Origin of the sequence: Nonomuraea composti (assembly GCF_012034275.1) — a bacterium.
In the GTDB taxonomy this organism is placed as follows: domain Bacteria; phylum Actinomycetota; class Actinomycetes; order Streptosporangiales; family Streptosporangiaceae; genus Nonomuraea; species Nonomuraea composti.
This window is the reverse complement of the sequence record NZ_JAATEP010000021.1, coordinates 37,857-62,457: the sequence shown is the minus strand read 5'-3', so window position 1 is coordinate 62,457 and position 24,601 is coordinate 37,857. Positions and strand designations below refer to the sequence as shown.

Sequence of the window (24,601 nt, the reverse complement as noted above, 5' to 3'; positions counted from 1 at the left end):
GACGTCTAGACGATGGGCGGGCGGCCGAGCTTGACCATCCGCCAGGCCGTGCTCCACGCCATGGGGCGGCGCTCGCCCGCCGGCGTGCGCAACCCCTCGAAGAAGCCCGAGAACCACGCCTTGAGCGCCCCCGACGCACCCCGCTCCCGGATCACCGTCAGCACGACCCAGTTGGTGAGGTAGAGGAACGCCAGCGGCCACGGCAGGTTGCGCCGCGCCAGCCACACCCGGTTGCGGGCATTGAGCCGGTGGAACTCGGCGTGCCTGGTGGGCGGCACCTGCGGGTGGTACATCACCGTCTCGGCGTCGTACTCGATGCGGTAGCCCTCGCCGAGCAGCCGCCAGGCCAGGTCGGTCTCCTCGTGCGCGTAGAAGAAGCGCTCGGGCAGGCCGCCCACCTGGAGGAAGGCCGAACGCCTGATCGCCGAGGCCCCGCCCAGGAACGTGGTGACCGGGGAGGAGCGCTGCGGGTCGCCGGCGCGCAGGCGCGGGACGTGGCGCCGCTGGCTGCCGCTGCCGTCAGGGTCCATGATCCGGAAGGAGATCACGGCCAGGTCGGGCTCGGTGGCGAAGCGGTCGCGTACGTGCGAGACGACCTTCGGGTTGGCGTACCAGCCGTCGTCGTCGAGGAACAGCACGACGTCTCCCGAGCACTCCTCGACGCCCCGGTTACGGCCAGCGGGGATGCCCGTGTTCTGGTCGAGCCGGATCGATTTCACGACCGCGGCCGACCCCTCGGGTGGCGTCGCCGACACCTCGGGCACGTCGGCACCGTTGCCTACGATCACCACCTCGACGTCGCCGTCGACCTGGTTGAGCGCGGACTCGACCGCCCGGTTCAGCTCCGCGACCCGGTTGCCCATGGTGAGGATGACGCACGAGATCTTCAACGAATCACTGTCCTGACGCGTTGAGAGCACGAGCGGAGCATTCTTTCATGATCACCGAGTCTGCTGGTCTGCATGGTCTGGGAATGGTGAAGCTAAGCGTATCGGAACCGACGATGAACCCCCACCGAACGGCGGAGGTCCGATCAATACGACGGACGGGAAGCCCTTGTGGTTCCAGGCCCGGCATCAAGCTAGTCGCCTCGACGCCATGATGCTGATCAGATGCAGCACGGTCTGCAGCGCCGCGGCCACCAGGCAGGCCACGACGAGCACCCGCGTGGCCGTCGGGGCGCCGATGACCAGGTCGATCACCGCCGTCACCACGGCCAGCATGGACAGCTCGATCGGCTGCACGATCCGGTGGAACTTCGTGGCGGCCAGCACCCGCCGCCCCAGCCCCAGCAGCCCGGAGCGGAACTGCACGGCCGCCGCCTCGCTCGCGGCCCCCAGCCCGCCCTTGGCCCTGGCCACCTCCACCAGGTCGCTCTCGGCCTTGATGAGGATGGCGCCGAGCGCGGCGGCGAAGCCGCACACGGTGTACCAGTCGGGCAGCACCTCGGAGGCCCGCCAGCCCAGCCCGGCCAGCACCGCCGCCTCCGCGAAGTACGCGCCGACCCGGTCGAGGTAGACGCCGGCCAGCGAGGTCTTGCCCGTCCAGCGGGCCAGCTCGCCGTCGGAGCAGTCGAGCAGCAGGTAGACCTGGATCAGCAGGGCGGCCAGCACGGCCGCCCACAGCCCCGGCAGCGCCAGCACGAAGCCGGCCGCGACCCCCGCCACGGTCATCACCCAGGTGAGCTGGTTGGGCGTGACGGAGGTCTTGGCGAACATCCAGGTGACGTAGATCGACAGGCGGCGCATGTAGAGCACGCCCGCCCAGTGCTCGCCGTTCCTGCGCTCCAGGTGGCCGGGCGGCTGCGCCACCTGGCGCAGCTCAGCTACCGAAGGCCCGGACATAGTCCCCCACCCGCTCGCGGATCTCGGTGTCCTGCATGCGCAGGTGCTCCAGGATCGTGTAACGGCCGGGACGGGTGGCCGGGGCCAGCGCGACGACCTCGGCGAACTGCTCGGCGCTCAGCCCGATGTCGCCGGGGACGACCGGCAGCTCGTGCCGGCGCAGGCAGTCGACGACCTGTTTGACGCGGGCGTCGTCCTGCCGCAGGAAGAAGCAGAAGGCGGCGCCGATGCCGGCGAGCTCGCCGTGGTTGGAGGTGCCGGGGAAGAGCTGATCCACGGCATGAAGGATCTCATGATCTCCACCGCTCGCGGGCCGGGACGAGCCCGCGACGACCATCGACATGCCCGACAGGATCAGCGACTCGGCCAGCACCGTCAGGAACGCGTCGGACTCGATCGAGTCGGTGCGCCCGATGAGCGCCTCCGCGGCCGTGCGGGACATCGAGCAGGCCAGCCCGTCGATCGGCTCGCCGCGCTCGACGTTGCCGAGCTGCCAGTCCTCGATGGCCGACAGGTTGCTCACCACGTCGCCCACGCCCGCCCGCACCAGCGACTCCGGCGCGTTGTGCACGAAGTCGAGGTCGACCAGGATCGCCAGCGGCATCGGCACGCCGAACGAGCCCTTGCCGCCCTCGTAGACGAGGGAGGCGGTGGGCGAGCAGATGCCGTCGTGGGAGAGGTTGGTGGCCACCGCCACCATGGGGATGCCCGCCAGCGACGCGGCGTACTTGGTGACGTCGATCGTCTTGCCGCCGCCCACGCCCACGACCACCTCGTAGGCCGCCTTGCGCAGGTCGGCGCCGAGCGAGACGGCCGCGTCGACCGACCCGTCGGCCACCCTGAACACCTCGGCCTCACCCAGCGTGGGCGCGATGAGGCTCTCGATGTGGTCGCCCTGGCCCATGCCGACGGCCACCGCGACCCTGCCGGAGGTCGCCACGCGGCTGTCGGCCAGCAGGGCGCCGAGCTGGGCGACCGCGCCGCGCCTGACGTCCATGGTCAGCGGCGCCGGCAACATCCTCGCTAGAAGCGGCATCCGCGCCCCCTCAGTAGTGAACGGCTATGGCGCGGGCCTTGGCCAGGTCGTCGTGGTTGTCCACCTCGACCCAGTCGACCTCGCCGATGGGGGCGGCGTGGATGACCTCGCCGCGGTCGACCATCTCCTGGTAACCGTCCTCGTAGTAGAGCTGCGGGTCACGCTCGAACGTGGCCTTGAGCGCGTCGGCCAGCCGGTCGGCCGCGCCCGGCCTGATGAGGGTGGCGCCGATGTACTCGCCGTACGCCTCGGCCGGGTCCATCAGCTTCGTGATGCGGCGCAGCGAGCCCTCCGGCGAGAGCGTGACCTTCATCTCCTCGTCGGCCAGCCGCTTGACGTTGTCGACGGCGAGCAGGATGTCGCTGGTCTCGGGGGCGGCCAGCAGCGTCTTCTCGATCGAGACGGGGTGCACGGTGTCGCCGTTGACCAGGAGCGCGCCCTGGGCGAAGTAGTCGCGCGCGCACCACAGGGAGTAGGCGTTGTTCCACTCCTCCGCCTTGTCGTTGTGCACGAGGGTGAGCTTGACGCCGTGCCGCTCCTCCAGGGCGTCCTTACGCTCGTGTACGGCCTGCGCCGCGTACCCGACGACGACCACGACGTCCCGCAGGCCCACCTCGGCGAGATTGCGCAGCGAGATGTCCATGATCGTGGTCTCGCCGTCGACCGGCACGAGCGCCTTGGGCAGCGTGTCGGTGTACGGCCGCAGGCGTCGTCCGGCTCCAGCGGCCAGAACCATTCCCAGCAACGTGCACTCCTCAGTCGAGCATGACTCCGATGGCCCAAAGAGTATTCGTCTTTGGCCCCCGTGCGGGTAATCCGGCGTTAGTCTTGCGTTCCCATATCGGTCGCTTCCACCCCGGATCGGGGCGCGGCGAGCCAGCACGTCAGGCTCTCCCAGCCGAACAGCGCCCACAGGTAGATCGCGAGCAGCGCGTAGCCACCGGTCAGCCAGCCCGACAGCGCGACCAGGGAGACCACCATCATCCGCCCGTCCCAGCCGAGCCCCAGGGTGGGCAGCCACGCGGGCGGGTAGACGCGCTGGCGCAACCGGTAGACCAGATCGTAATGGTGGAACCCCAGGGCGCCGAGCAACGCGAAGATCAACAGCGGGTGCACCTCGTGGGCGAACCCGCACGCCGCGATGAACGTGTACTCGATGAGCCGCAGGATCGGCGGGACGATCCAGTCGAACCTGCCGTCGTGCGGATGCGTGCTGCCCGGCCCGGCCAGCAGCAGCGTCACCGCCGGCGCGAACACCGCCAGCCCGTCGGTGCCCGCCACCCCCAGCATCAGCAGCACGCCCGTGACGAACGTGCCGGCCAGCACCGGCGGCAGCGGCGGGAGCTGCCCGGCCACGAGCAGCCCCATGGCGCGCGAGAGCGGCCCGTCGTCGCGGTAGGCCACGACCGTGCTGCCGGGAACGGGCGTCATGTGGACCGAAATCACCTCGCGGACCTCGCGATCCTGGTAATGGGGGCCGCGATCACCGCGGACCTCGCGATCCTGGTGGTGGGGGCCGCGATCACCTCGCGGACCTCGCGATCCGTCCGATGAGCTGGTAGAGCGCCGCCACGCCGCCCCAGCAGAGCAGCGCCACGAACGTGACCCGGGCGTCCCAAAGCGCCGCCGTGACGGCGATCAGGGCCATCCGCTCCCCGATCGGCAGCACGATGATCTTCTTCAGGTAGCGGGCGATCGTGTCGCGTTCGAGCCGCCGGGCGAGCTTGAGCACGCCGCCCGGGGCGCGGCGGACGTCCTGCGACTCCAGCAGCGAGCGCGCGGGCCTGCCCCACATGGCGCCGACCCGGGCCGCGTCGGTGACGGCGCCCGCGTACGTGAAGTCGATCGCGTGCCGGACGACCTGCAGCACCATCGCGGCCACCGCCAGGTACCAGATGTCGGGCGCGGCGGAGCCGAAGGCCAGGCCGACGTAGACGGCGTACTCCTTGAGCCGGTCGGACATGCCGTCGGCCCACGCCCCCAGCGGCGAGAACGTCCGCGTGTAGCGGGCGAGCTGCCCGTCGAGGCAGTCGAGCGCGAACGACAGGTAGAGCAGCCCCGCCCCCGCCAGCCGCCCGGCCTCGCTGCCCGCCGAGAACCAGACGGCCGCCAGCAGCGCCAGCCCCGCCGAGACGCCGGTGACGGTGTTGGGGCTGAGCTTGAGCCGCACGCTGGGCTTGATCAGGTGGCGGGTCCAGGAGGAGACGAAGAACGTGGCGAAGAAGCCGTCGTCCTCCTTCACGGAGGCGTCGAGCCGCACCCTGGCCTCGTCCACCTCGGCCAGCCTCGCCAGGGCGGCGTCGGCGGCGTTCTGGCCGGTCACCCGGTCGGCGCGCAGCCGCCCGATGCTCGCCGCCCGCACCCTCACCCCCGACCTGACCAGCCCGACCAGCAGCAGGTCCACCGCCTCGACGGGGGTGACGGGGCCGAGCTTGCCCGCGTCGGCCAGCTCCGCCAGCTCCTCGGCGACGTCGGCCAGCGACGCCAGGTCGGCCTCCCCCGTCTGCAGCACGCCCATGAACGTGCCGTTCGACTCGGGGACGAGATGGAACGAGCTGCCCGCCGCCACGACCGCGCCGCCCTCCACCCGCACCGGCGGGCGCAGCGGGCCCTCGCTCGCGTCGTGCGAGATCAGCGCGGCCGTGCCGTGCGCCGGATGCTCCAGCAGCATCGCCAGCGCCTCCGTGTGGATCACCAGGTCGGCGGTCAGCACCGCCACGGCGCCCGCCGTGGTGCGCGCGATCTTCGCGACCCCGCGCAGGTCCGCCGCCAGACCGCCCGCGGCGGTCATCACCTGGACCTCGCGCACGGGCAGCGTGGCGAGCTGGTCGCCGAGCCGGTCGAGCAGCGTGCCGTCGCCGGTGAGCAACCTGCACGCGGGAGTCGTGGCGAGCAGCAGGACCGAGGTGGTCGCGCTTTCGCGGATCAATGAGTCGGGCAAAGCTCAGGTCTCCTCCCGGTCGGGGTGGAGCACGTGGTCTCGGGGGGTGCGTAGACACAGCGTAGCGACAGGTCAACGCGATATCACGGAACAGCACCGTTACGCTGCCGGTATGGATTCACGGCTGCGGTCGGTAGGAGTGCTCCTCGCGGGCGGAGTGGGACAACGGGTCGGGCTCGGCACGCCCAAGCAGCTCATCGAAGTCGCGGGCCGGACGATCATCGAGCATTCGCTCGCGGTGTTCGAGGCCGCGCCCGAGATCGACGAGATCGTGGTGCTCATGACCCCCGGCTACGCCGACCGGGTGCGCGAGATCGTCGCCCGGGGCGGATACCGCAAGGTCAGCAAGGTCGTGGACGGCGGCTCCAGCCGTACCGAGAGCACGTGGCGGGCGCTGGCGGCGCTCGGCACCGACGAGTGCAACGTGCTCCTGCACGACGCCGTACGCCCGCTCCTGGAGCCCCGGATCATCACGGAGTGTGTCAGGGCGCTGGAGACCCACGAGGCCGTCAACGTGGCGATCCCGAGCTCCGACACGGTCCTCGTCGCCACCCCGGAGGGCGCCATCGGCGAGGTGCTCGACCGCTCCCGGCTGCGGCGCAGCCAGACGCCGCAGTGCTTCCGGCTGTCGGTGATCCGGCGGGCGTACGAGCTGGCCATGGCCGACCCCGGCTTCGCCGGCCTGCCCGCCACCGACGACTGCGGGGTGGTGCTGCGGTACCTGCCCGAGGTGCCGATCCACCTGGTGGCGGGCAGCGAACGCAACATCAAGGTCACCCACCCCGCCGACCTGCACATCGCCGACCTCCTCTTCCGCCTCCCGCCGCCTGTGCCCGCGGGCGACCGCACCGCCCTGTCCGGCCAGGTGATCGTCATCCTCGCCCCCGGCCCGCGACCCGGAGACCTCGCGCCCGGCACCGCACCCACCCCTCGACCCGGGCACCTCGCGCCCGGCACCGCACCCACCCCTCGGGCCGGGCACCTCGCGCCAGACGCACCCTCTTCTTCCCCTGAAGGACCTCAGCCGAAGTACGGCGGGACGGTAGGGGGCGGTGGGCCGGTGGCGGAGGCAGCCGCCCACGCCGCCACCGAGGTCGCGGCGCAGGCGGCCGCCCATGGCGCCACCGTGCACGTGCTGACCCCCGGCGACGGGGTGCGGGTCGAGGACTTCGACTCCGTCGCCAAGGCGCTCGACGACGTGGGCGGCGCCGATCACGTGGTGCTGGTGGCGGGCACGGGCCACTCCGGCGACCTGTCCAGGGCGAGCGGCGAGACCGTGGCCGACGCGGTGGCGGCCGGGCACCTGGGTGCGCTGAACGTGGCCCGGGCCGCCCGCCCCCACCTGCGCCGCAGCCTCCTGCTGCACGTCCCGCCGGGTTCCGGCGCCCTGCACGAGTCGGGCGCGGCGGCGGTCGCCGGGCTCACCCGCGCGCTGGCCCGCGAGTGGGCCGCCGACGGCATCAGGGTCAACTGCGTCAATACCGGCGCCTCTCCGCTCGTGGTCGCGCAGACCTCGCTGGACATCCTCATCTCCGACCTATCAGGGCAAGTCATAGACGCCCGCGTGGACGGCGCTTGACCTGAGCCTTGTTACGGTGCGATCACATGAGGAGACTCATCGTGATCGCGGCGCTGCTCGCCTGCTACCCGGCGCTGCTGGTGGCGGCCCTGTGGCCGGCGCCGGTGCTGTTCGGCGTGGTGGCGGCGGCCTCGTACCTCGTCGAGTACGCGGCCCCGCGCGCCGGACGCCCGCTGCCCGAGCTGCTCGGCAAGGTGCACCTCGGGATCACGCTGCGCTTCGCGGCCCGGGAGACGATGGCGTTGCTCCTGGTCGCGCGCACGGCGGGGGCCGAGCTGCCGTGGTTCGCGGCGCTGGCGGCGGGCATGCTGGCCGTCCACGTGGTGCGCGCCCTGCACACGGGGCTGGCGCTGCGGCTGCGCCAGATGCTCAGCAGGATGCCGGTGACCACCCGCAACCTCGACGTCTCCGCGCTGCGCATCCCCAGGATGCCGCCCAGGCTGCTGCGTGACCCGCGCAGCGTGCCGTTCCTGTACGCGGACGCGCTGCCGGTCCTCGGTGCCGTCCTCGGCGCCGTCCCCGCCACCGCCGGCGCCGCGCTCGCCCTCGTGGCGGGCCTGGCGGGGGCGCTCGCGCTCATCCCGTACGTGCGCCGCGCCGCACCGCTCACCGACCGCGCCCGGGTGCTGGAGGTCGTCGGCGAGCAGGTCGAGAAGTACGGCCCCGAGGTGATCCTCTACTTCTCCGGCGCCACCGCCGCCGCCTACCAGGCCAGGATGTGGCTGCCCACCCTCGAACGCATCTCCCGCCGCGCCATCGTCGTGCTGCGCGAGCGCGGCATGGCCCGGCACCTGGAGTCCACGACGCTGCCGATGGTGTGCATCCCGTCGTCGGCCGACCTGATGAGCTTCCGCGCGCTGGCCGGGGCCAAGCTGTGCCTGTACGTGGCCAACGTCGGCAGGAACGTCCACATGCTGCGCATCCCGACCCTGCGCAGCGCGTTCCTCAACCACGGCGACAGCGACAAGGAGGCGTCGTTCAACCCGTTCTCCCGCGTGTACGACGAGGTGTGGGTGGCGGGGCCGGCCGGCCGCGACCGCTACCGGCGGGCCAAGGTGGGCGTCAGGGACGAGAACATCCACGAGGTCGGGCGGCCCCAGCTCCAGGGCATCAAGACGGAGGGGCCCGGGCACCCGTACCGGACCGTCCTGTACGCGCCCACCTGGGAGGGCTGGAACGACGACCTGTTCCACACCTCGCTCATCACCATGGGCCCGCGCATCGTCCGCGCGCTCCTCGACCACCAGCCGCCGCTGCGCGTCATCTACAAGCCGCACCCGCTGACCGGGCACCGCGACAAGAGCGCCACCCGCGCCCACCGCAAGATCGTCGCCATGATCGAGGCGGCCGAGCTGGCCAAGTCGAAGGCGCGCCACCCCTCACGCACCGGCGACACCGCCCCGCACATCAGGCACCTCGTCGTCACCGGGCCCGAGCCGCACCTGTACGACTGCTTCAACGAATGCGACCTGCTCATCAGCGACATCTCCAGCGTGGTTGCCGACTTCCTGGCCAGCGAGAAGCCGTACGCGGTGACGAACGTGGCTGGACTGCCCGAACGGGCCTTCCACGAGCGGTACCCGAGCACGGAGGCCGGGGTGCTGCTGGGCGCGGACCTGTCGGGGCTGGCGGAGTTCCTGGACGGGGAGGACACGCTGGCCAGGGCCCGCGTCAAGCTCAGGAGCTACCTGCTGGGCCCGGAGTACCCGGACGCCCTGACCCGCTTCAACGCGGCCGTGGAACGCGTCTTCTCCGGCCACTGACCCCGCCGGGCCCTGGCCTCCCGCGCACAGCGGCTTCCGCAGCGTGCTGCGCTTTCCTCCCCAAAAAGGACCCCGCCGTAGTACGGCGGGGGGGGGGGACGGACGGAAGGGGGGGTCCGGCGCGGCGGACGGAAGGGGGTCAGCGGGGTGGGCGGGCCAGCTTCTTGGGGCTGGTGAGGAAGCCCCACCCCCACGAGCAGTGCATGGTGGCGTACACCAGCGGCAACCGCAGCTTCGCACTCAGCGGCAGCCCGCCGCCGGTCAGCGCCGACCCGGCGACGATGGCCAGGACGTACCCGCCGGGCACGATCAGCGCCCACGGGAAGAACGGCGAGACGACCAGCCCGAGCAGCATGGCGAGCACGGCGGCGGGAGGGGCGAGGTAGCGCAGGTTGATGGTGCCCTCGTGGGTGCGCGCGACCACCCGCCGCCACCGCCCGTAGTGGAAGTACTGCTTGGCCAGCGCCTTCACGTTGGGCCGGGGCCGGTAGGAGACCCGCATGCGGGGCTGGAACCACACCAGCCCGCCCGTCTGGCGGATGCGGTGGTTCATCTCCCAGTCTTGGGCGCGCTGGAAGTGCTCGTCGTAGCCGCCGACGCGGTCGAGCGCGGAGCGGCGGAAGACGCCGAGGTAGACGGTGTCGGCGGGGCCGGGCGTGCCGCCCACGTGGAACGCGGCGGCGCCGACGCCGATCTTGGACGTCATGGCGCAGGCGACGGCCTGCTCGAAGGGCGTGACGCCTTCGGCCGCCATGATGCCGCCCACGTTGTCGGCGCCGGTCTCGGCCAGCGTCTCGACGGCCACGCGCAGGTAGTCGGGGGGCAGCATGGCGTGCCCGTCGACTCTGGCGATGATGCCGTTGCGGGAGGCGGCGATGGCCGCGTTGAGCGCGTTGGGGGTGCGGCCCGTCGGGTTGGGCACCACCGTCACCCGGCGGTCGGCCGCCGCGATGGCGTCGGCGACCTCCTGGGTGCGGTCCTGGGACGGACCCACGGCGAGAACGACCTCGATCTCACCGGGGTAGCTCTGGGCGAGGACCATCTCGACGGCCTCGCGGAGGTGCCGTTCCTCGTTGAGGACCGGCATGACGACGGAGATGGGGGGCCAGCCGCGCGTCTGCGCGGGCGCGTGCGGCGAGTCGGGGAACTGCTTCATGGCGGGGCTCACGCTACTGTACGACCGTGGGAGGAGGGCAATCGAAAGGCCGATCCTCCGGGGTGACAAAAGGGAGACGGTATGCGCGACCCGGACGAGGAGGACGGCGGTGTGCTCGTGGGCGGAGACGCCTACGGCGGCGTCAAGCTGACGACACCCGTCCGCACTCGCAGGCCGCCGCGCAGGAGTGCCAAGGCCCGCCGCCGCAACGTCCTGGTCGCCGGTTTCCTGTCCACGGGCGTGCTGCTCGCCACGGGCGTGGTGTGGGCGACCCCGCGCCAGATCGGCACGGTCGACGCCGGCGTGACGGCGCCCGCCTCGACGGGCGCCGAGAACATCCTGCTGGTCGGCGTCGACAAGCGCGACGACCTCACCCGCCAGCAGCAGAACCGGCTCAAGCTGGGCCGTGAGAGCGGCCAGCGCACCGACACGATGATGGTCATCCACCTGTCGGAGGACCACAGCAAGGTCACGGTGGTGAGCCTGCCGCGCGACACGTGGACGACGATCCCGGGCAAGGGCGAGCACAAGATCAACTCCGCGTACCAGTTCGGCGGGCCGAAGCTGGCCAAGCAGACGGTCGAGGCGGCCACCGGGCTCGAGATCAACCGCTACATCGAGGTCAACATCCTGGGCTTCATCGACGTCGTCGACTCCCTCGGCGGGGTCACCGTCTGCACGCCCGTACCGATCAACGACACCAAGATCGCGCTCAGCCTGCCGGCCGGCACCCACCAGCTCGACGGCGTGCGGGCGCTCGGCTACGCGCGCACCCGCGCGACCGCCCGCTCCGACCTCGACCGCATCGACCGGCAGCAGCAGGTCATCTCGGCCCTGCTCAACCGGGCGCTGAGCGCCGACACGCTGGCGAACCCGGCCAAGCTGGCCTCGTTCATCCAGTCGACGCTGAGCACGGTGAAGGTCGACCCCGACGACGGGCTGCTCGGGCTGGCCACGCAGATGCGCGACGTGTCGCTGTCGGACGTGAAGTTCGCCGAGGTGCCGCTGGCCGACGTCGACTTCAAGGCGCCCACGGGCGAGTCGGCGGTGTTGTGGGACAAGCAGGCGGCCCGCGACCTGTTCGCCAGGATCGACGCGGACCAGGACCTCACGAAGCCCACGCCGTCCGCCTCGGCCTCCGCTTCCGCTTCCGCCAAGCCGTCGGCGGTCACCTCCGACCAGATCACGCTCGAGGTCAAGAACGGCACGCTGATCACCGGCCTGGCGGCCCGCATGAAGGACGACCTGGTCGCCTACGGGTTCAAGGTGCCCGGCAAGCCGGGCAACACCTCGAAGAAGGACTACAAGCAGACGTTCGTCCGTTACGGCGACGGTTTCGAGGCGCAGGCGAAAGTGGTGGCCGCCGCCATTCCGGGGGCGGAGCTGCGCAAGGTGGAGCTCGACGGGATCGAGCTGATTCTGGGCAGCGACCAGCTGAAAGTCCAGCAACAGAAGTCAACGGGGACCCCAACTGCTCGGCCGAGCGTTACACCAACCACCAAAACGGCAATGGAGAACATATGTAAGAAATAGGCATAATTATCTAGGCGTCGGGCAGGTGAGGCCCATGGTGGTCAGACACTGGCGGGAGGAGCCCTGTACGGTTCTGCACGTCACAGGTGATCTCGACGTGGCAGGCGCGCCCCGGCTGCGCGCGGAGCTCGAGCAGGCCCTGGCGGCCGCCGACCCGCTCAACGTCGTCGTGGACCTGACGGAAGTGCCGTTCTGCGATTCGGTGGGGCTCGGCGTGCTGGTGTCCACGCTCAATCACGTCCAGGAGTTCAACGGGCGCATGATTCTGGTCCTCGCGCCCGGAATGATCCGCCATTTGCTGACCATCACCAATCTCGACCGGCATTTCGAGACGAGTGACTCCCTCACCGAGGCGCGCGCCGCGCTGGCCAGCGCCGCCTGAGCAGCACCTCGCCGAGCACGGGCGAAACCGGTAAGAGGTGTGCGAGAACATGGTCATGTCATGTTGGGCACACCTTCCCCCGAGCCGTGCCGACGTCACGGGCGTCGCGGGAGAGCCCCCTTGAGGTGCGGAGGCTTTCACGTTGTTCGACCAGTTCCCCGAGCCTGCTCGATCCCAGCTCCGCGCCGCCTTCGACGAGGGCAGGACCCGGCCGGAGTGGTGCTTCGCGGAAGGGCAGGCCCGCCTGGCCTACTGGGCGCCCTTTCCGGGCTCGGATCCGGCGATCGTCTGGCAGTTCGACCCGGGCCCCGACCCCGTCGCCGCCGGTGGCCTGCTGCGCCGCAGCCTCGCCGCGATGGGCCTGACCAAGGTGATCCACGACATCTCGCTCCAGCCCGGGCTCGACCCCGCCGTCGATCGCGCGGTCGAGCACGAGGCGCTGCTCGAGGCCGGGTTCGTGATGGAGGTCGAGCGGCTGCTGCTGGAGTGGGTGGCCGTGGGCGGCGTCCCCGACGACCCGGGCAGGCTGACGTACCGTCCCGCGCGCCGCATGGACCCGGCCGAGGTGATCGACCTGCTCGTCCGCATCTCCCACGGCTCGCTCGACCACGACACGCAGGTCGAGCTGGCCACGTCGGGCGCCGAGCACGAGGCCCGCTGGATGTACGACGACCTGATGAACCGCAAGGCCAAGCCCGGCTGGTTCGTCATCGGCTACCTCGGCGAGTCCCCCGTCGGGCTGGTCGCGCCCGACGACCACTCGATCGCCTACATCGGGGTGGTGCCCGAGCACCGCGGCCACGGCTACGTCGACGACCTGCTCGCCCGGGGCACCCGAACGCTCGCCGAGGCCGGCCTCCAGCGCGTCGTGGCCGCCACCGACGTCGCGAACGTCCCCACCGCCAACGCCTTCCTGCGTGCTGGATACTCGGAGACCGGACGGTTGTTCCGCTACTACTGGAGGGCATCGTGAGACTCGGCGTCATGTTCGACCGGGGGCTGCCGCCCGAGCAGCTCGTCCCGTTCGCGAAAGCGCTCGACGAGACGACCGTCGACGACCTGTGGGTGGTGGAGGACCTGGGCTGGACGGGCGGCCTCACCTCGGCCGCCACCGCGCTGGCCGTCACCTCCCGGCTGCGCGTCGGCCTCGGCATCGCCCCCGCGCCCCTGCGCAACCCGATGCTGCTGGCGATGGAGCTGGGCAACCTCGCGCGCGTGCACCCGGGGCGGCTGGCGGCCGGGATCGGGCACGGCGTACAAGACTGGATGCGCCAGGTCGGCGCCGCGCCCGCCTCGCCGCTCGCCCTCCTGGAGGAGACGATCACGTCCGTGAGCGCGCTGCTGCGCGGCGAGAGCGTCACCCTGCACGGCAAGGAGGTCCACCTCGACGAGGTGTCCCTGGTGCACCCGCCGGCCGAGCCGCCGCCGGTGCTGGCCGGGGTCAAGGGCCCGCGCTCGCTGGCGCTGTCGGGCCGCCTCGCGCAGGGCACGATCGTGCCCGAGGGCGTGGGGCCCGGCCAGGTGCCCGGCATCATCAAGACGATCGGCGCCGGCGAGGATCACGAGCTGGTCGTGTTCACGTTCCTGCGCGTCGGCTCCGACAGCGCCGAGGAGGTGGCGGCGATGGTGGCCGGGCAGGCCGGGTTCCTGGGGGTGCCGCCCGAGGACGTCGCGATGGCGTCCGGCGGCGCCGAGGGGGCGGCGGCGTTCGTCAAGAGCCTGTGGGTGGCCGGGGCCACGACGGTCGTCGTGCGGCCGCTCGGCGCCGATCCGCTGGGTCAGGTGAACGCGCTGCTGTCGGCGCTGTAACGCGATTGGCCGAATGGCCGAGGCGGGCTTGGAGCGGGTCGGCCGGACGGTCGATGGCCCGGCCGGGCCGTTCGGCCACGATCGGTGCCATGAGGCGAATCGCGGCATCAGCGGCATGTGCGGCGCTCCTGGCGACAGTGGTCGCCGGCTGCGGCATGGACCTGGAGGCTGAAGAGGTCCATGCCGCCCAGTCGTTCCCCTTCAGCGGGACCGACCTCAAGATCAACGCGTCCCTGGGCGGCGTGCGCGTCCTCCCGGGCAGCGCCGGCACCGTGCAGGTGGAGCGCTGGGTGCGCGGCAAGGCGGCCGACGCCCCCTCGTGGTCACTGCGGGACGGCGCCCTGCGGCTGTCAGCCAGCTGCACCATCGTCTTCGGCGACTGCGGCGCCCGCTACCACGTCAAGGTCCCGCCCGGCGTGCGGCTGTCGATCGACGTGCCGGACGGGCTCGTCCTCGACGACCTCACCCAGGACGTCGACGCGAAAAGCCGGGAGCACATCCAGGTGACCGGCGCCTCCGGGCGGCTGCGGCTGCGCAGCGACGGCTCGATCAAGGCGCAGGGGCTGAAGTCCGCGTATATGCGCTGCCGCACCTCGGACGGGGCGATCGACGTGGCCTTCGCCACCCCGCCGACCACCCTCGACCTGCAGTCGAAGGACGGCGGGGTGACGGCGAGGGTCCCCTCCGGCACGTACGCGGTGACGGCGAGCAGCAAGGACGGGAGCACGCGCTCGGAGGTCCAGAACGACCGGGACGGCAAGCGCAGGATCTCGGCCGCCAGCACCACGGGCGACGTCCGCATCCTGACCCGGTGAGGCCGCCAGTGCTGCCCCCAGGAGACCGCGGTGCGGCCGGGCCGCCTCTGGCCCGGGTTCTTACTGCCAGATGGCGGCGTACTTGCCGTTCTCCGCGTTGACCTGCACCGGCGCGAGCCCCTTGCCCTTGAGCTCGTCGAAGCGCCGCTGGTAGCCGGCGGCGCTCATGTCCACGTAGTGCGCCCAGGACTTCACCCCGTCCTTGCGCCACACCGCCGTGTACGTCCCGTCGGGCGCCACGGCCACCTTGACCGGCCGGAACCCCTTCTCCTTCTTGGCGTGCACCTCGGCCTCGTGCTGCTTGAGCGACTTGCCGTAGGTGTAGTACCAGGCGCCGCCGCTGTTGGCGCTCCACACGCCGACGTACCGGACGTCGTCGGGGGTGCCGTACGCGTCCACGGAGGTCAGCGCGAGCCCCTTCGCGGTGGCCTGCTTGTTGGCGGTGGCGAAGGCGGACGGGGTGAGGCCGGACCTGGCGAGGAACGCGCCGGACTTCTTCTCGAAGACGGCGGTGAACACGGCCGAGTCGGCGGGCCCGGTGGCCGAGACGCTGACCGGCTGCGCCCCTTCCTTCAGCCCGGCGTCGAACCGCTTCTGGAACCCGCCGGCCGACATGCCCTGCCAGATGCCCCACTCGTTGGACGACCCGCCCTTGACCCAGACGGCGGCGTACCGCTCCCCGTCGGAGACGTTCACCGTGATCGGCCGGTAGCCCTGGTCCTTGAGCTGCTTGACCCGGGCGACGCTCTGGCTCGCGCTCAGGTTGTGGTAGGCCACCCACGCCCCCTGCGCGGCCTGCGCCGTGGCCGTCATCGGAACGGCGGCTCCGGCCAGCACCGTCGTGATGATCGCGATCTTCCCAGCGGTCCGCATGACCCTCCCAGGCAGAAATCTTTACTCGTTCGAGAGATAAGGAACGACCTTAACAGCCCTTAGTGACTGTCCGCAGGCGGGTCATGCGGAGGTGAGGGAGACCGCGCGGCGCGGTCAGCCGAGGCGCTCGAACGGGGTCGGGGACTGGCCGGTCCAGCGGTAGAGCTGGGCGGTGCCGGTGTGCTTGGAGACGCCGTCCTCCGTCACCTTGTCGGCCTTGGCGACGTAGTAGCGGCCGCCGCCGAGCGAGATCAGCCCGTACTCGCCGTTGAACTGCCAGCCGCGCACGCCCGTTGCCGCGTCCTGGAGCCCGCCGGGCGCCAGCGTGAGGAGCTTGCCGCGCTCGGCCTGCGGCTGGCCGGCCAGCTCGCCCGTCCTGGGGCGGGCGCCGCCGTCCACCATGAAGAACGGGTAGTTGGGGAACTGCGGCTTGGTGCCCTTGTAGACGGCCATCATCCAGTTGCCGGTGTGCTCGTCGTACTGGAGGTTCTGGACGCCGTAGGTGGTGTTGCCGGTGTAGGCGAAGTACTTGCCGTCCACCCGCTCGGGGCCGCTCTTGTGCGGGTCGCTCTCGGTCAGCGGGCGCTCGTACTCCTTCCACTGCTGGATGTCGTACTGGAGCAGGACCTGGTAGTCGTTGTCCTGACGGGTGGTGTTGGCGTAGATGCCGTAGGCGACGGTCAGCTTCCGCTTGCCGTGCTTCTTGCCGAACTCGGGGCCGAAGGAGACGCCGTCGATGCCGCTGCAGCCGTAGCGGTGGTCGGGGGTGTTGCCGACGTTGCCGTCGAACGTGCCGTCGCCGTTCATGTCGGCCACGTAGTCGTCCACGACCTCCTTGAGGTAGACGGTCTTGACCACGTCGGTGGTCTGGGCGTCCATGTCGGGGGCGGTGATGCGGTCGACGTCGAAGATCGCGATGTAGAACGACTCCTGCTCCTTGTACTCCAGCGAGCCGTACACGCGGCCGTCCTGGGTGTTGAAGTCGAGGTCGCCCAGGTGGCCGGTGAAGCCGGTGACGGAGCCGACGAGCTTGCCCTGGAGGTCGGTCTTGACGAGGAGGTTGGTGAAGGAGAAGTACATGAACCCCTTGCGCTGGTCGATGGCCATGCCCTGGACGTGGCCGGCCGTCCAGGCGCCCCCGTAGACCTCGGACGGGAGGTCCCGGGGGCGGTCGGCGGCGGTGGCCGGGGTGGCGGTCAGGAGGGAGAGGGCGGAGGTGGCGGCGAGGGTGAGTGTCAGGACCTTGCGCATTGGTGCGGTACCCCGTCTTCGACGTTCGGTGATCAAAGGCAGACGTTATACCGGCTTCATGCTGATGTCTGACAATTTCCTGAACTAAGAGTGAAGTGGCGTCGAATCCTGATTCGTCACGCCATGGCGGTTTTGTCCGGTACGTGGCCGGGGCCGCCCCGGCTCAGGCGGTCATGTCTCTCGCCGGAGCCCGTCCAAGAAGACGGCCATGGCGGCGCGCAGCTCGGCGTCCGGCTCTGACGCGTGCGCCGCCCGTACCCACGCGACCGCCTCCTCCGGCGGGCGCAGCCAGGCGCGCACCGCCCGCAGCCCGCACCGGCGGGCCCGGACGCCCCGGCCGGCCAGCGCCGCCCGGATGAGCGGCAGGCCCAGGCCGGGGTGCCACTCCAGCTCCGTCACCACCAGCTCCAGCGCGCGCTCGTGTCCGTTGCCGACGACGACCCGCTCGGCCGGCCCGCGGGCCAGGGCGTCCAGCGGCAGCAGCTCCTCCGCCAGCGCGACCAGCGTGCCGGTGTCAGCCAGGCCGAGGACGTCCTGCCAGGTCGCGTCGTCGGCGGGGTCCACGCGGAGGCGCGCCACGAGCTGCGGCAGGATCGGCAGGCCCAGCTTGGACGCGCAGCGCCGGGCCAGGTCGAAGCCCGGCCCCTCGGGATCCTGGACCCCCGCCAGCGCCGGCTCGGTCCAGCGCGGCTGCCCGATCGCGTCCGAGTAGCGCCGCCGCAGCGCCGCCACGTCCCTGTCGAGCCAGTGCCCGGGAGGCCGGTGCAGGTGCCGGCGGATGGTCAGGAGGTGGTCGAGGCGCTGGAGCGTGGCCCGTCCCGACGCGGCCAGGTCGGCGTAGCGGGCCAGGGCGGGCACCGCCTCGCCGTACGCGCTGAGCCCCGTGGTCGGCCCGCCCTCGCCGCGAGCCAGCGCGGCCAGGATGCCGCCGGCGCCGTCCACCAGCGCCTCGTCCGGCTCCGGGTCGAGCAGCGCCGCGTACAGGTCGCCGGTCGTGGCGGCGAGCGGCGCCAGGTACTCGTCCATGACGCCGTTGCGGAAGCCGTCGCGCAGCAGCCACGCCTTGATCTCGGGGTCGTCGGTGTCCTCCAGGCGTTCGACGGCATGGATGCGGCCCCAGCCGCTCACCCGCCTGGCCAGCTCGTACACCGCCCGCTCCCCCTCCCCGGCCGGCTGGGTGCGCAGCAGGGCGACGACCGCGTACAGGGTGAACTCCTCCAGCGTGCCGAGCAGGAGCAGCAGCTCGCGGTCCCGCTCGCTGCCGGACACGCCGACCAGCACGATGCCGATCTTCACGGCCTCGCGCCGCGTGCCGTGCTCGGCCAGCCACCGGCCGGCCTCGTACACCTGCCGCCGGCCCAGCTGCCTGCCCACCAGCTCCCGCACCAGCTCGTCGCTCAGCTGCAACGCGCCGGCGTCCGCGAGGCGGTCGTGCAGCCTCCGGTACGGAACCCGCTCCTGGAGCAGCCCGGCGACCTCTCGGGCGGTGTCGCGGTCGGGCGTGAAGGCGAAGTGATGGGTGCGGACGCCGTCCATGACCACGGAAGGCATGTACGGGACGCCGTCCGGGCGAGGAGGCTCGTCGGGAAGGTCCGCCATGGCCTGCGGCGGCCAGGGACCGGGGCCGTGCCTGTCGGACATGGAGATCGCGTGTGCCAGGAAGGTGAGCCGGTCACCGCCGTCGCTCGGCTTCCTCGTGCCGGGCCTCACCGGCTGGGGCGGTGGCCGCCCTTTCCATAGATCATGAACGTCATGATGCCGCCGCCCGCGCCTCCCTGTCCACCCGCTCTTCAGAGCCTTGCCACCAGCTCCACCTCGAACCCGTCCCGATCCTCCAGGTAGGCCGCGTAGTGCCCGTCGCCACCCGCATAGGGGTGCCGGTCGGCGAACATGAGCGTCCATCCGTACGCGGGCGCCTGCCCGGCCAGGGCGTCCACCCGGTCACGGGTGCCGGCGTGGAAGGCCAGGTGGTTCAGCCCGGGACGGCGCCGGTCGTGGCGGGCGGCGGTGAGGGCGGGGGACTGCTCGATGACGACGTACGTGGCCCCCAGACGCCAGCTCCGCCCGTCCGGCCAGCTCTGGTGGAGGGTGTAGCCGAGCTGCTCCAGCAGCCACCGCCAGCTCGCCTCGGCGCGGGCCAGATCGGGGACCCAGAGCTCGACGTGGTGCAACTGGCCGGTGGCGGGCGTTTCCGTCATGCGGGGACCCTATGGCCCGTCGAGGCCCGCCGCTCGCCTACTCGTCCTCAAGAGGGGTCTCGCGCCGCTTCTCGACCGCGCGGATCATGTCGTCGCTGAGTTGGCGCAGGTGCCGGCCCATGTTCCTGAGGCGGGCGCCGGCCAGGGTGGTGGGGCCGAGGGCTTGGGCGCCGTCGTGGGCGACGTCGGCCAGGTGGGCGCTTCGGCGGGCGCTCGCGAGCCAGGACTGGTACCAGATGTCGCCGTCGATGACGTAGCGGTCGCGGCGGCGGCGGGGGTCGCGGTCGCGGCGGATGAGCTGCTGCTGTTCGAGCTGGGCGACGGCCATGGAGATGGAGGCCGGGCTGACCTGGAGGCGCTGGACGAGCTCGGCGGCGGTGAGGGTGCCGCTGTCGGTGAGGTAGAGGGCGGCGAGGACGCGGGCGGGGGTGCGGGCGAGGCCGGTGTCGACGAGCATCGCGGTGAAGCGTTCCTCCAGCGTCCTGATGGTGGCGGGGTCGCGCCCGTCTGCGGGGGCCGGGCGTGGCGGGCGGGTGGTCGTGCCGCGGCGGGCGCGGGCCGCGGTGGCGGCGTGGGCGCGGTCGGCCTGGTAGGCGGCGGGCCCGCCGTTGCGGGTCACCTCGCGGGTGACGGTGGAGACGGGGCGCTGGAGGCGGCGGGCGATCTCGGAGTAGGTGAGCCCGTCGGCCAGGCCCTGCGCGATGGTCCGGCGTTCGTCGTGGGTGAGCCTGCCGCCTGGCATGTGGGGTACGCCTCCTGGGCTGGGGTCGGGGAATTCAGTTTGCCTTCAGCGGCATCTCATTGCAAGTGCGCCGTTTTGCGTTCAACTCCATTGCCATTGCAATGACCTGTGGAAATACGGGATGAAGAGTTGACGGGGAGCTGAAAGCAATCTAGCTTTCAGCTATGACTGAAGACGTAATATCTCGTTGTCACCTCGGGACCGCCGCGTCCGCCAGGTCCCTCGCGCCCGACCTCGCCCGCGGCGTGATGCTGCTGCTCATCGCCCTCTCCCACGCGCCCGCCTTCGTCGACGACTGGAACACCGGCCCGCCGTGGCTGGACGCCGGCGCGAAGTTCGTCAAGTCGCTGGTGGCCGACAACCAGGCCAGGAACATGTTCGTGTTCCTGTTCGGCTACGGCCTGATCCAGTTACTCGCGAGTCAGCAGGCCAGGGGCAGCGGCTGGCCGGACGTCAGGAGACTGCTGCGCCGCCGGGGGTGGTGGCTGATCGTGATCGGGTTCCTGAACGCCGTGGTGTTCGTGCCGATCGACATCGTCGCCGTCTACGGGCTCACCCTGCTGGTGCTCGCGCCGATCGTACGGGCCCGGACCGCGGCCCTGTGGTGGACGGGCGGCCTGGCGCTCGTGCCGGCCACGCTGCTCCTGGCCTGGCAGAGCGTGGCCGCGCAGGCGGACCCGGCGACCATCGCCGAGATCATGGAGCCGACGTTCGCGGCCCACCTCGTCGCCGCCCTGCCCGCCTGGCCCGTCAACACCGTGCTCTCCACCGTCATGGTGGTGCCCGCCATGGTGCTGGGCATCCTGGCCGCGCGCCGCCGCCTGCTCGACGAGCCGGAGCGGCACCTGCCGCTGCTGCGCCGCATCGCCGCCCTGGGGCTCGGCCTGGCGCTGGCCGGGCGGCTGCCGTCCGCGCTGATGGCGGCGGGCGCGTGGACGACGGACTCGGCCCCGGTGAGCTGGGCGGTCGCGGTCGCGCACGACCTGACCGGGTACGCGGGCGGCATCGGCCTGGCCGCCGCCATCGGGCTCGTCGCGGCCGGGGCCCGCGAGGGCCGCCTCACCACGGCCCTGGCCGCGCTGGGCCGGCGGTCGCTGACGTTCTACCTGTTCCAGGCGCTGGCGTGGGTGGTGCTGTTCTATCCGTTCACGCTGGGGCTGCACGACGACATGGGGTACGCGGCGGCGCTCGGCGTCGCGGTGGCCGTGTGGGTGGTCTCGATCGTGCTGGCCGAGGTGATGCGCGTGGCCGGGCACCGGGGGCCGGCCGAGATCGTGCTGCGGCGGCTGACCTACGGCCGCCGCCGTACCGGATGACGCCGGTCGTCGAAGACCGGCGCGGAGAGCGGGCTGAGCAGCGTGGACGGGGCGGCCTGGGCCAGGACGAGGGTCAGGTCGTCGTCGGCGACCGGCCCCTCGGTGTGCTCGTCGAGGGCGTCCAGCAGCTCGTCCAGGGCCTGGTCCAGCGTGGGGGCGGCCAGCACGGCGTGCAGGCGCTCGTCGAGGCGGAAGAACGCGCCGCCGGGCGCGCGGGCCTCGGTCAGGCCGTCGGTGTAGAGCAGCAGGCGATCGGTGGGCAGGAGCCGGACCCGCTGCGGGTACGGGTCGGGCGACAGGCCCAGCGGCGGGGACGGCCGGCGCACGACGAGGGTGTCCAGGGTGGCGCCGATGCGGATCGGCGGCGGGTGCCCGCAGTTGACGAGCGTCACGTGGTCGCGCCCGAACTCGGCCAGCAGCACCGTCACGAAGTCCTCCTCCCCCAGCTCGCCGGCCAGGCGGGTGTCGAGCTGGCGGGCCAGGCACGTGAGGTCGGGGGCGGTGAGGGCGCTGCGCCGGAAGGCGGCCAGGACGGCGGCGGCGTGGCTGAGGGCGTCGATGCCGTGCCCCTTGGCGTCCCCGACGATCAGGCGCAGGCCGGTGGGGGTCGCGATGGCCTCGTGCAGGTCGCCGCCCAGGCGGGCGCCGGGCGTGGCCGAGCGCGTGCGGGCCGCCAGGTTCAGGCCGCCCAGCTCCGCGGGCATCGGCGGGCTGATCGCCCGCTGCGTCGTCTCGGCGAGGCGGGCCAGGCGGGTCACGGCGATCCGGTACTCCCGGTACGTCCGCGCCGTCAGCACCGCCCACAACCCGCTGGTCGCGACCAGCAGCACCCGGATGAGGTGGTCGGGCACCGTCGACAGGCCGGAGCCGTCGGGGATGACCAGCAGCAGCACGGCCAGGGCGAGCGCCGTCCCCGCGGCCAGGGTGGTGAGCCTGGGGCTGAGGAGGCAGTGCGCGGCGACCAGCGGCCCGATCAGCAGGAGCCCCGACATCGAGACGGAGACGGCCGCCTCGTCCGCCACGGCGACGGCGACCTCGGCGAGCAGGATCGACGGCAGGATCCAGCGTTGAGACCTCGACGTCATGCCGGCAGGCCGGCTCCGGCAGCGCCGCTCGCGTACGCGATCCCGACGTCCAGCGGGTCGGCGTCGTAACCCGCCTGATAAGCCCTCTCGTACGGGGCGTCGCCGATCAGGCGGCGCGCCTTGGCCTCGCACTCCTGGCGCGCCTCGACCCAGGTGGCGATGCCGACCTGCGGCCGGCCGATCCGGTTCCACACCTGCTGGGCCAGGCCGAGCAGGCACGCGGCCCGCTCCCCGTCGTTCAGCGCGGCGGCGGCGCGGGCGAGCATGTCGAGCAGGACGGCGCCGCCGAGCGCGTCGTTCAGCCGGTGCTTGATCTTCAGCGCCGAGCGGGCGTAGGACTGCGCGACGTCAGGACGGCCGCGGCTCAGCTCCGCATCGGTACGGACGACGTCGCTGTGCGAGCGCATCAGGCGTTCACCGTGGCGGTCGCAGTCGCGGTCGAGCAGCTCGCACACGGCCAGCGCCTCCTCGTTGGAGCTGTAGAAGTTGTAGGCCGCCGCCGCGCACAGGGCGCTCAGGCAGGAGGCCAGGGTCAGCTCGCCCTGCCCGTCCTGCTCACCCTGCTCGGCCGGCTCGCCCTGCCCGTCCTGCCCGTTCCGCTCGCCCTGCCCGTCCTGCCCGGACAGGTGCGCGGACGCGTGCTTCGACAGCATGTGCGCGTGCACGTCCTTCGACAACGCCATCGTCTGCTCGACCTCGCCCGAGATCAGCGCGGCGGCCATGTAGACGCTCTGCCCCGCCGCCAGCGCGGCGGCGTCTTCCTGCTGCCGGGCCGCACGCATGCACTCCCGCGCCAGCGCCGTCCCCGCGCTCCCGTCGCCCTGGATCGTGCTGATCAGGCCCGCCACCCACAACACCTTGGTACGGGCCCGCCCCGGCTCCGTCTCGGCGGCCAGCGCCCGCGCCAGGAAGTGCGCGCCCAGCTTGGCGATCCCGCAGCTGTACCAGTAGAACCACAGGTCGCCGGCCAGCTCCAGCGCGGCCTGGTCCCCCGGGTGGGCCAGGGCGAACTCCAGGGCGGAGCGCAGGTTGTCGTGCTCGGCGGTCATCCGGTCGTACCAGGCGAACTGGTCGGGCCCGAGCCAGGCGGCGTCGCCCGCGCGGGCGAGCGCCCGGTAGTGGTCGCGGTGGCGGTGGCGCAGCTCGTCCTGCTCGCCGAGCTGGTGCAGGTAGAAGGCGCCGAACTCGCGGATCGTGTCGAGCATCCGGTACCGCTCACCGCCGCCGGTCGGCTCCCAGATCAGCAGCGACTTGGCGGCCAGCGCCGACAGCAGCTCGGGGATCCGCTCGCCGGGCAGCCGCGCGTCCCCGCACACCTGGGCCGCCGCCCCGACGTCGAAGGAGCCCGCGAAGACGGACAACCGCGCCCACGTCAGGCGCTCCTCCGAGGTGCAGAGCTGGTGACTCCAGCCGATCGCGGTACGCAACGCCTGGTGCCACGGCGGGACGGTGCCGTACACGGCCTGCGCGGTGTCGCCGAGCAGGGACAACCGGTCGGACAGCCGGGTGGCCAGCTCCTCCATCGACATCTCGGCCAGGCGGGCGGCGGCCAGCTCGATGGCCAGCGGCAGGCCCTCCAGCCGCCGGCACACCAGCGCCGCGGCCTCGCGGTCGCCGTCGTCCAGGGTGAAGCCGGGCAGCGCGGCGGCGGCCCGTTCGGACAGCAGCCGCACCGCGTCCGCCTCCTCCCGCGCCCCTGCCGTCTCCTCCCGCGCCCGTTTGCCGGAGACCGGCACCGGCAGCGTCCCCAGGACCAGGGTCTCCTCCTCGGCGACGCTCAGCGAGCGGCGGCTGGTGACCAGCACCCGCAGCCGGGGAGCGGCCGCCAGCAGCGTCGTGACGATCGTCGCGCACTCCTCGATCAGGTGCTCGCAGGTGTCCAGCACCAGCAGCAGCTCCCGGTCCGCCAGGTACTCGGCCAGCACCTCGCTGATCGGGCGGGTGGTCCGGTCGGCCATCGGCAGCGACTCGGCGATCGCGTACAGCACCGCGCCCGGCTGGCCGATCGGTGACAGCGGCACCCACCAGGCCCCGTGCTCCAGGCTGGGTTGCAGGGTGGCGGCGGCGCGCAGGGCCAGCCGGGTCTTGCCGACCCCGGCCACCCCGGTCACCGTCACCAGCCTGGCCTGGCCGAGCAGCGCCGCCATGCGTGCCAGCTCCTCCTGGCGGCCGATGAGGCTCGTGGTCTCCACGGGCAGGTTGCCCGCCCTGCCCTTCCCGGCCACTCCAGCCATGATCGCCGCCCTTGCTGGTTCGATCTGTCGCTTTCGTTCGGGAC

The 24,601-nt window shown here is 72.1% G+C and carries 22 protein-coding genes; 8 read left to right on the top strand and 14 right to left on the bottom strand.

Annotation, left to right across the window (positions count from 1 at the left end; all coding sequences use genetic code 11):
• Positions 1–5: 5 nt before the first annotated feature.
• The 6 genes from HCN51_RS27840 to HCN51_RS61515 all read right to left on the bottom strand — a co-directional run bounded on the left by HCN51_RS27840 (position 6) and on the right by HCN51_RS61515 (position 5,821).
• Positions 6–890, bottom strand: coding sequence for a glycosyltransferase family 2 protein (locus HCN51_RS27840; RefSeq protein WP_080042901.1), 885 nt, complete (start codon positions 888–890; stop codon positions 6–8).
• A gap of 186 nt (positions 891–1,076) precedes the next feature.
• Positions 1,077–1,844 (bottom strand): CDP-alcohol phosphatidyltransferase family protein, encoded by a 768-nt coding sequence (locus tag HCN51_RS27835; protein ID WP_168013142.1) that lies wholly within the window; start codon positions 1,842–1,844, stop codon positions 1,077–1,079.
• A complete protein-coding gene (locus HCN51_RS27830) occupies positions 1,822–2,862 on the bottom strand; it encodes an iron-containing alcohol dehydrogenase family protein (RefSeq protein WP_168013294.1) in 1,041 nt (346 codons plus the stop codon). Before HCN51_RS27830 ends, HCN51_RS27835 begins: the two co-directional genes overlap by 23 nt.
• 28 nt (positions 2,863–2,890) lie before the next feature.
• Positions 2,891–3,625 carry a phosphocholine cytidylyltransferase family protein gene (locus tag HCN51_RS27825; protein ID WP_080042904.1) on the bottom strand — a complete coding sequence of 245 codons (735 nt, stop codon included), beginning with the start codon at positions 3,623–3,625 and terminating at the stop codon, positions 2,891–2,893.
• Between the two features lie 77 nt (positions 3,626–3,702).
• The gene (locus HCN51_RS61520; protein WP_206067962.1) at positions 3,703–4,311 is read right to left on the bottom strand and encodes a DUF5941 domain-containing protein; all 609 of its coding nucleotides are present in this window, start codon (positions 4,309–4,311) and stop codon (positions 3,703–3,705) included.
• A 91-nt stretch (positions 4,312–4,402) separates the two neighbouring features.
• On the bottom strand, positions 4,403–5,821 hold the full coding sequence (locus tag HCN51_RS61515) for a CDP-alcohol phosphatidyltransferase family protein (protein WP_168013140.1): 1,419 nt from the start codon (positions 5,819–5,821) through the stop codon (positions 4,403–4,405).
• A 112-nt stretch (positions 5,822–5,933) separates the two neighbouring features.
• On the opposite strand from HCN51_RS61515, the gene HCN51_RS27810 reads away from it, so the two are divergent.
• Both HCN51_RS27810 and HCN51_RS27805 read left to right on the top strand, forming a co-directional pair.
• The gene (locus HCN51_RS27810) at positions 5,934–7,400 is read left to right on the top strand and encodes a bifunctional cytidylyltransferase/SDR family oxidoreductase (RefSeq protein ID WP_168013138.1); all 1,467 of its coding nucleotides are present in this window, start codon (positions 5,934–5,936) and stop codon (positions 7,398–7,400) included.
• 26 nt (positions 7,401–7,426) lie between these two features.
• Positions 7,427–9,163 carry a CDP-glycerol glycerophosphotransferase family protein gene (locus tag HCN51_RS27805; RefSeq protein ID WP_206067961.1) on the top strand — a complete coding sequence of 579 codons (1,737 nt, stop codon included), beginning with the start codon at positions 7,427–7,429 and terminating at the stop codon, positions 9,161–9,163.
• 139 nt (positions 9,164–9,302) lie between these two features.
• On the opposite strand, the gene HCN51_RS27800 is transcribed toward HCN51_RS27805, so the two are convergent.
• Positions 9,303–10,361 carry a glycosyltransferase family 2 protein gene (locus tag HCN51_RS27800; RefSeq protein ID WP_487353031.1) on the bottom strand — a complete coding sequence of 353 codons (1,059 nt, stop codon included), beginning with the start codon at positions 10,359–10,361 and terminating at the stop codon, positions 9,303–9,305.
• 39 nt (positions 10,362–10,400) lie between these two features.
• Between HCN51_RS27800 and HCN51_RS27795 the strand changes: the two genes are divergently transcribed.
• The 5 genes from HCN51_RS27795 to HCN51_RS27775 all read left to right on the top strand — a co-directional run bounded on the left by HCN51_RS27795 (position 10,401) and on the right by HCN51_RS27775 (position 14,858).
• Positions 10,401–11,852, top strand: a complete 1,452-nt coding sequence (locus HCN51_RS27795; RefSeq protein ID WP_168013136.1) for an LCP family protein — start codon at positions 10,401–10,403, stop codon at positions 11,850–11,852.
• Between the two features lie 34 nt (positions 11,853–11,886).
• Positions 11,887–12,234 (top strand): STAS domain-containing protein, encoded by a 348-nt coding sequence (locus HCN51_RS27790; RefSeq protein WP_080042910.1) that lies wholly within the window; start codon positions 11,887–11,889, stop codon positions 12,232–12,234.
• A 142-nt stretch (positions 12,235–12,376) separates the two neighbouring features.
• Entirely contained in the window at positions 12,377–13,207 is an 831-nt protein-coding gene (locus HCN51_RS27785; RefSeq protein WP_168013134.1) for a GNAT family N-acetyltransferase, read from the top strand.
• Complete coding sequence (locus HCN51_RS27780; protein WP_346433820.1) at positions 13,204–14,043, top strand: LLM class flavin-dependent oxidoreductase; 840 nt, start codon at positions 13,204–13,206, stop codon at positions 14,041–14,043. Before HCN51_RS27785 ends, HCN51_RS27780 begins: the two co-directional genes overlap by 4 nt.
• Before the next feature lie 89 nt (positions 14,044–14,132).
• The gene (locus HCN51_RS27775; protein WP_168013132.1) at positions 14,133–14,858 is read left to right on the top strand and encodes a DUF4097 family beta strand repeat-containing protein; all 726 of its coding nucleotides are present in this window, start codon (positions 14,133–14,135) and stop codon (positions 14,856–14,858) included.
• Between the two features lie 60 nt (positions 14,859–14,918).
• On the opposite strand, the gene HCN51_RS27770 is transcribed toward HCN51_RS27775, so the two are convergent.
• The 5 genes from HCN51_RS27770 to HCN51_RS27750 form a co-directional block, all read right to left on the bottom strand.
• Positions 14,919–15,731, bottom strand: a complete 813-nt coding sequence (locus tag HCN51_RS27770) for a hypothetical protein (protein WP_168013130.1) — start codon at positions 15,729–15,731, stop codon at positions 14,919–14,921.
• 114 nt (positions 15,732–15,845) lie between these two features.
• Positions 15,846–16,982: a hypothetical protein gene (locus HCN51_RS27765; protein ID WP_168013128.1), complete on the bottom strand. Its 1,137-nt coding sequence runs from the start codon at positions 16,980–16,982 to the stop codon at positions 15,846–15,848.
• Between the two features lie 171 nt (positions 16,983–17,153).
• A complete protein-coding gene (locus tag HCN51_RS27760) occupies positions 17,154–18,623 on the bottom strand; it encodes a hypothetical protein (protein WP_168013126.1) in 1,470 nt (489 codons plus the stop codon).
• Positions 18,624–18,772: 149 nt separating this feature from the next.
• Positions 18,773–19,180, bottom strand: coding sequence for a VOC family protein (locus HCN51_RS27755; RefSeq protein ID WP_168013124.1), 408 nt, complete (start codon positions 19,178–19,180; stop codon positions 18,773–18,775).
• A gap of 37 nt (positions 19,181–19,217) precedes the next feature.
• A complete protein-coding gene (locus tag HCN51_RS27750; RefSeq protein WP_168013122.1) occupies positions 19,218–19,922 on the bottom strand; it encodes a GbsR/MarR family transcriptional regulator in 705 nt (234 codons plus the stop codon).
• Positions 19,923–20,086: 164 nt separating this feature from the next.
• On the opposite strand from HCN51_RS27750, the gene HCN51_RS27745 reads away from it, so the two are divergent.
• On the top strand, positions 20,087–21,238 hold the full coding sequence (locus tag HCN51_RS27745) for a DUF418 domain-containing protein (protein WP_168013120.1): 1,152 nt from the start codon (positions 20,087–20,089) through the stop codon (positions 21,236–21,238).
• On the opposite strand, the gene HCN51_RS27740 is transcribed toward HCN51_RS27745, so the two are convergent.
• Together HCN51_RS27740 and HCN51_RS27735 are read right to left on the bottom strand one after the other, a co-directional pair.
• On the bottom strand, positions 21,214–22,323 hold the full coding sequence (locus HCN51_RS27740) for a PP2C family protein-serine/threonine phosphatase (protein ID WP_168013118.1): 1,110 nt from the start codon (positions 22,321–22,323) through the stop codon (positions 21,214–21,216). The genes HCN51_RS27745 and HCN51_RS27740 overlap by 25 nt on opposite strands.
• On the bottom strand, positions 22,320–24,557 hold the full coding sequence (locus HCN51_RS27735; RefSeq protein ID WP_168013116.1) for an ATP-binding protein: 2,238 nt from the start codon (positions 24,555–24,557) through the stop codon (positions 22,320–22,322). Before HCN51_RS27735 ends, HCN51_RS27740 begins: the two co-directional genes overlap by 4 nt.
• Positions 24,558–24,601: the final 44 nt, after the last annotated feature.

Excerpts from the sequence above, each read along its gene's own strand:
- HCN51_RS27735 (WP_168013116.1), bottom strand. The coding sequence starts at position 24,557 with ATGGCTGGAGTGGCCGGGAAGGGCAGGGCGGGCAACCTGCCCGTGGAG.
- HCN51_RS27750 (WP_168013122.1), bottom strand. The coding sequence starts at position 19,922 with ATGCCAGGCGGCAGGCTCACCCACGACGAACGCCGGACCATCGCGCAG.
- HCN51_RS27760 (WP_168013126.1), bottom strand. The coding sequence starts at position 18,623 with ATGTCCGACAGGCACGGCCCCGGTCCCTGGCCGCCGCAGGCCATGGCG.
- HCN51_RS27765 (WP_168013128.1), bottom strand. The coding sequence starts at position 16,982 with ATGCGCAAGGTCCTGACACTCACCCTCGCCGCCACCTCCGCCCTCTCC.
- HCN51_RS27810 (WP_168013138.1), top strand. The coding sequence starts at position 5,934 with ATGGATTCACGGCTGCGGTCGGTAGGAGTGCTCCTCGCGGGCGGAGTG.
- HCN51_RS27755 (WP_168013124.1), bottom strand. The coding sequence starts at position 19,180 with ATGACGGAAACGCCCGCCACCGGCCAGTTGCACCACGTCGAGCTCTGG.
- HCN51_RS27795 (WP_168013136.1), top strand. The coding sequence starts at position 10,401 with ATGCGCGACCCGGACGAGGAGGACGGCGGTGTGCTCGTGGGCGGAGAC.
- HCN51_RS27835 (WP_168013142.1), bottom strand. The coding sequence starts at position 1,844 with ATGTCCGGGCCTTCGGTAGCTGAGCTGCGCCAGGTGGCGCAGCCGCCC.
- HCN51_RS27745 (WP_168013120.1), top strand. The coding sequence starts at position 20,087 with ATGACTGAAGACGTAATATCTCGTTGTCACCTCGGGACCGCCGCGTCC.
- HCN51_RS27775 (WP_168013132.1), top strand. The coding sequence starts at position 14,133 with ATGAGGCGAATCGCGGCATCAGCGGCATGTGCGGCGCTCCTGGCGACA.
- HCN51_RS27740 (WP_168013118.1), bottom strand. The coding sequence starts at position 22,323 with ATGACGTCGAGGTCTCAACGCTGGATCCTGCCGTCGATCCTGCTCGCC.
- HCN51_RS27790 (WP_080042910.1), top strand. The coding sequence starts at position 11,887 with ATGGTGGTCAGACACTGGCGGGAGGAGCCCTGTACGGTTCTGCACGTC.
- HCN51_RS61520 (WP_206067962.1), bottom strand. The coding sequence starts at position 4,311 with ATGACGCCCGTTCCCGGCAGCACGGTCGTGGCCTACCGCGACGACGGG.
- HCN51_RS27805 (WP_206067961.1), top strand. The coding sequence starts at position 7,427 with ATGAGGAGACTCATCGTGATCGCGGCGCTGCTCGCCTGCTACCCGGCG.
- HCN51_RS27770 (WP_168013130.1), bottom strand. The coding sequence starts at position 15,731 with ATGCGGACCGCTGGGAAGATCGCGATCATCACGACGGTGCTGGCCGGA.
- HCN51_RS27830 (WP_168013294.1), bottom strand. The coding sequence starts at position 2,862 with ATGTTGCCGGCGCCGCTGACCATGGACGTCAGGCGCGGCGCGGTCGCC.